The sequence below is a fragment of the Anaeromassilibacillus sp. D41t1_190614_C2 genome (assembly GCF_015558525.1).
Lineage (GTDB): Bacteria > Bacillota > Clostridia > Oscillospirales > Acutalibacteraceae > Anaeromassilibacillus > Anaeromassilibacillus stercoravium.
Genome location: NZ_JADMOD010000030.1, coordinates 1 through 6,129 on the forward strand (window position 1 = coordinate 1; position 6,129 = coordinate 6,129).

The following is a 6,129-nucleotide window of genomic DNA, read 5'->3' on the forward strand; positions in this document are numbered from 1 at the left end:
TCCGTGTTGTTGCTCGCCACGCGCAGGCGGAATTGGTAGGTGCCTGCGTCTTCCACATAGATGTTGTGGTAGAGCATGTAGTCGCCTGCATCGGTGCTGCCCACGTTCTGGCCGCCCCCGATGTCGCTGCAGGATTCAACCTTGACGCCGGCCTTGCTTCCCATGGCCGGGTCGCCGCCCTGTTCGTCGTAGTCTTCCGCCTCGATGCGGGTGACGGTATCTCGGCTTACAATCGCCTTAGCCACGTCGCTGACGTCTGTCAGCTCCACGGAAAGCGTCACCGCTTTGGCGGGCATGACAAAGCTATACGTCTTATCCCGGGCAACTTCCACCACTTGCAGTGCAGTGCCGTCCGCATCCACCGCCTTGACCGCCTGCACGGTCTTTCCTGCCGGCAGGCCGGAGACGGAAACCGTCACGGTCTCGCCCAAAGCCGCCTCTGCCGGCGCGCTCAGGGTTGCTTCCTGCCCGTCCGCCACCTGGATCGCATAGGTTTCGCTCGGAGCTACCTGGCCGATCTTCCAGAGCTCCACGTTGTCGATCTGCATGGAGGTGTTTCCGGACGATTTGCAATAAAATGCGATATCAACTTTTCCATCCGTAACTTCTATTTCTGTGGAAAACTTCTGATAGATGCTATTAAACGGGATGTTGACCATTGTCTCTTGCGTGCCATTATAACCCGACAGCTCCATGCGGCTGGTATCTGCCGCCGTATTCGACATTTTTACCGTCGCATTCACGCGGTAAACGCCATCCGGCAGGCCGGTGACCGTCTGGCTGAGGCGGCCCTCATAGGCGCTTCCATTGTAGAAATAGAATTTATAGCTGCCGCCAAATGCATCGTTTTCATCTACGCCATGGCCGGCTGTCCCCGAAAGGTTTTCTACCGTCCAGTTGTCCAGGATTCCGTTTTCGAACCCGCCATTCGGAACAGGCAACTGTACCATTACCATGGGTTCCCGGCTCACTTCGATACGGTCAATATTGATGTTTGCCGTATCGCCTTCGTTTACAAGAACCGTCAGCGTATTTTCTCCTTCCTGGAGATGGACGGTCACTGGAATTTCATCCCAGAGGCTGAAATCCTTCATATTCGGGAAAAATACCTGCTGGGCATCCGCACTGTCATTTGCATAGACGCTCATCGTCTGCGTATTGCCAGAGCCATTTGCATACCGCAAATACACGGTATAGTCGCCCTCTTCCGGGACGGTAATACCGGAGAAACGCACCCCATCGCCCACGTCGTGGAGCCACGCCACGTATCCGGAGCCTTTATAACCGCCGAAGACGTTTTCACTCTGTGCATTCCCCATGATCTCTGCGTCTTCTGCCTCAAATTCAAACGAAGGAATCGTCGTCCCACGCAGGGTGATGGTGGAAGCCTTCGCCGTATCCGGCACCTTCACATAACAGATTTCACTAGCCACATCGGCATAATAGCCGGTTTCCGCTGCCTGGAGGGCTTCCAGGGAATCGTACGCTGTGAGTTCCTGCCCATCCTGCTGGACGGATATGTCTTCATATGCCGCCTTATGGAACTGCATCAGATAGCTGCGCGGCGCAATATCCGTATAACGACCAGTGCGCTCGCCAATTTGGAATGTGATCGCCGTATTTTCTTCGCCAGCAGCAACATTGCAAGTATACGGAGTGGTGGCATACACGCCTTCCTTATAGGCATCCGTTTCGCCGTCATCCTCATAGAGGACAAAATCAAAGCTTCCGTCCTCCAGCGTCGGGAACACGTCCAATGTCAAAACATCGATCGGTTTTTCGCCGACATATTCCATTTCTGGCTGCATCGGTATGATGGAACCCGCTTTGACAAAGACGGGAAGCAACGTAACCGGCGCGGAATATTGCAACGTACCACCGCCGCCATAAACCGTTTTTCCGTCGTCATAGTCGTACCAATCCCCCTCGGGCAGGTAAACCTCCTTGATGGAAGAATCCTCTACCACCGGGGCTACCAGGAAGCTGGGACCATTCATAAACTGCGTATCCATGCCATAGGTATTCGGGTCGTCCTGGAATTCCATGACCATAGGTCTTACAAGAGGGACACCTGTCCCGCCTTCTCCAAGGCCCTTTTCGATGCCGATGCCGATGATATTATCCGCAGTCAGCGAATACGTATACGGGATCAAGCGGTAGCGCAAGTTAATATATCTACGCGCTACATCTTCGCCGCCATTTTCCCAAGGCTCTTTTGCTGGAAGTCCAATGGCATAATGGAACCGGTGAATCGGGGTAAACGTGGCCAACTGAATCCAGCGTTTGAACTGGTCGCTAGAAGGCGTGCCATTGAAGCCGCCGATGTCGAATCCCCAGTAATTGAAGCCGGACAGGGAGAGGCTGGTACCCAACCGGATCTGCTGATGCATATCGTTCCACCCACAGCCGATGTCGCCCGTCCACGGGGAAACATAGCGGTGGCTGCCTGTGAAACCAGAGCGGGTCAGCAGGAATGGGCGCTTCCCATCCTCGGTCACCTTATTATAAATGGTTTCGTTGTGCTGGATGGCATAGGCATTGTGGAGCTCTTCAATGTCGCCCCACGCCTTTCCTTCTTCATTCCAGCCCACCCAATCCGGACGCATACGCGCCGGTTCGTTCATGTCGAGCCAGAAGCCTTCCACGCCCTGATCCAGGATCATGTTATGCTGCTCGCCCCACCATTCTTGGGCCTCTGGATTGAAGAAGTCTGTCAGGCCGGAAGCAGCGCCCCAAGGCCAGATAATATCCTTCTGATCCCCGGTCCTGCTGTGCATAAAGTAGCCGTTCTCCACACCATATGGGTAATCCTCCGGCTGTGCATTTGTGACATTCGGGTCGTCTATCACACCCATACGTACATTGAGGCCGTGGAGTTTTGCAATCATCCCCTCTGGGTCGGGGAAATTAGTGGTATTCCATTGCGTCGGGCTACACTTATATTGATACCACTCAATATCCGCCATCATCATATCCAGCGGGATTTCCTTGTCTCGGTATGTCTGTGCCACACGCTCGATATCCTCTTGGGTGTAACCATAATGGCACTGGATGTTTCCATAACCCCATTCGGGCGCGAAGTATGTTTTCCCGATGATATCCGTGAAGGTCTTTGCAATCTGCTTCATGGACGGGCCATACATGAAATAATACAACAACTCTCCGCCCGGGGCAGGATTCAGGGCCCCGAAAGAATAAGACTCTGGGTCGGTTTTCCCAAAATCGAACACCGTGCGGCTCGTGTTGTCAAAATAGATCGAGTACCCTTTGGAGCTAATAAAATGTGGGTCGGACATATACCAACGGCCTTCCCCAGTCTCTTGGACATAGGAATCGCCCTCGTGCCCGGGGCCGTCGTTGCTCCACATGATTAACCGCTGGCCGGTCTTTTCAAACGCTTCGGTCTTTTCGCCCAAGCCCCAAAAACGCTCATCGGCCTGCTTTTTGTTTTGCACCAGGACTTCGTTATCCGTGCTCCAGCCCATGCTCTGTTCATCGCCTTCACAGAGCAGTTGGCCGTTTTTATCCCAGTAAGTCAGACGGAACGGGCTCTTATCGACCTGCACATCCATTGTCCCAGTGGAAATCATGTAATAGTCGCCGCGGTCCTCCGCTGTGAGGGTTTCCGGGTTCACTGCCTCATTTTGAACCGCAAAAGAATCATATTTACGGTCAAAACGTTTGCTGGGTTCGCACCAAACTTTCAGTGCGCTGGGGGAAACCGATTTAATGCTAACCGCTGCATTGTCACATTCGAAAATCAGCTCATTGTTGCTGGCGTTCTCCACCGAAAGGACATTGCCAATATAGGTCCATTTGGTCTTCTTGAGCGTGATATAGTCGATATTCATTCCACCGCTATCATCGCTGTTTTTGACCAAGTCAATGACATTTGTCCCTTCCTGCAACTCGATGGTAACCGGGCGGTCTTCCCACTCTTCCCAGCTGCCAAGGTCGCTGAAACGAACCTTCTGGGTTTTGCCATTGACGGAGCATGTCAGTTTTTGCGCATAACCATCATTCTTACCGTTTGCATATCGTACCACCATGGTATAAGTGCCGGCTTCCGGGGTTTCTACGGTGAAGCGAACGCCCGAACCGACAGCTTCAAACCCTGCCGCAAAACCTTCTCCGGAATACCCTTGGTGATCAGACATGACTTTGTTGTCATTCAAGGACTCTGCATCTTCGGCTTCATACATATCTGCCAAACTGATGCAATCCAGCTTGATATCACTGCCTGTGTCCCCTTCCTCGAGCGAAAAGGCAATGGTATTTTCTCCAGCCTGAAGCGGCACGTTTTCCGTTTGCGCGCCCCATGTGTCCCAATTGATCATCTTTGACAATGTGAACGTCCGGACTTTTTCATCATTCGCATACAGGCTCATGGTCTTATTTTCGCCAGAGCCGTTGGAATAACGCAGGCGGACCGCATAATCGCCTGCATCCGGAACCGTCACGGTGAATACAACCTTGGAGCCAGTCTTCATGCCGTCTACAAAGCCATCTCCAGAAAAATCATCCAGATTTTGCGCTACGGTTGCTCCCGTAAGGGCTGCTTCTTCCGCCTCGTAAACCTCCTGGTCAATTGGTGCTGCATGGACCATTTTGGACGTGCCCGCCCCTACAGACAGCGCTTGTGCATTCCCTGCAAACAAATACGACGGGGAAAGCAACATCGAAACTGCCAGTAATGCGGACAACCATTTCTTTTTCATCTTTCTCCTCCTTCTCTCTTGAACTGCCTCTGCTATAAAACATTCCGGTTTCTTTTGGTATAGATCCTCCTCCTTTCTGACAATTCACTTTGCAATGAATTTATTTTTTAGATTTACCTTGTGTCAAAAATATAAATAAAATATATCTCATTGTCAATAGAATTAATTGCAAATTTTCTGTATTTTTTTGTCATTTACAGGAAGAGCTCTGCTATATTAATATTAATTGCGTTTAATAAGTAAATGTAATTGTTTTACTGTTCATTAAAGCAACTGCATCTCATAATTTGTGCGCCATATTGCTATACCATACAAAAGGTACTTATTCCAGGATATCTTCTAAAACAAGCACCTTTTCGCGGGTACGCAGTGCCTCTCGCGCCTACGGCGGACGCACGGCGTCTTTCCGCGCCTACGGCGGACGCACGGCGTCTTTCCGCGCCTACGGCGGACGCACAGCGTCTTTTCGCGCCTACGGCGGACGCACGGCGTCTTTCCGCGCCTACGGCGTTCCCTACGAAAACGGGCAGCAAGGAATTTGCTTTCCGCTCCACATTGGAAGCCCTACAGAAGCACACCGCAAAAAACTTGTCTTTCTTTTCACAGGGAAAATCCCTATAGAAGCAAGACGAACGTTTCATAAAGATAAACCGCACCCCATCAGGCCATGAAATATAAAAAGCTAAAACATAGAAGGACCTAATCCTGGGAATCCCCAGGATCAGGTCCTTTGTTTATCGGGAAGAAACCTTCCCTTTCATTTTCCTATTTGCTCTTACGCAATCGTAACTGTGCAATGCTTGACCGCGTTCTGGCCCGGCAGGGTGGTGTAAACGCCCGTGCTCTGGCCCGGCGTGCCGGTGGCATAGACTCTGTAATAGTAGTCGTTGCCGATCTTCGCCACAAACTGCGTCTTGAGCACTTCGCCGTTACCGGCCGTGAAGCCCGGCACCATGTTGTTGCCGTTGACCACGGTCATCTTGAAGCAGTATGCCTGGCCATGCTTCAGCGTGAAGTTGACCGTCGTGTCGGAAACCACATATGCCTGCTGGCTGGCCACGCCCTGCGCTGCGGATACCACGCCCGCTGCGCCGTATGCGTTGCCAACGTTGGCAGACGTGCTGCCTTTGCCGCTGTTTCCGCTGTTACCCGAGCTCGGCTTCTCCGCCTTGACCAGGCTGTTCGCGGCCTCTTCCAGGTTGGTATATGCCTTTGCAATCGCCTGGCCGTCTGCATTCGCATCCGCGGCAACCGTCTTTGCAACACTCAGAGCCGCCTTAAAGGCCGCCACGCTGCGGTCGGTGTAGCCGTCCAGATCCTTCTGCTCCATCTCGGCGATCAGCTTGTTCAGTTCATCCTTGTTCGGGATCTTCCGCAGGGCTGCCATCGCTCTCGTCAGGGCCTCGGCCTT

Annotated in this window: 2 protein-coding genes; both read right to left on the minus strand. The window is 52.4% G+C overall.

Annotation, left to right across the window (positions count from 1 at the left end; translation table 11 throughout):
- The coding region (locus tag I2G69_RS13915) for a TIM-barrel domain-containing protein (RefSeq protein ID WP_195560982.1) at positions 1–4,718 on the minus strand (4,718 nt) is incomplete at its 3' end.
- A 775-nt stretch (positions 4,719–5,493) separates the two neighbouring features.
- Positions 5,494–6,129 (minus strand): hypothetical protein (locus tag I2G69_RS13920; RefSeq protein ID WP_195560983.1); only part of this gene is annotated, 636 nt, incomplete at its 5' end.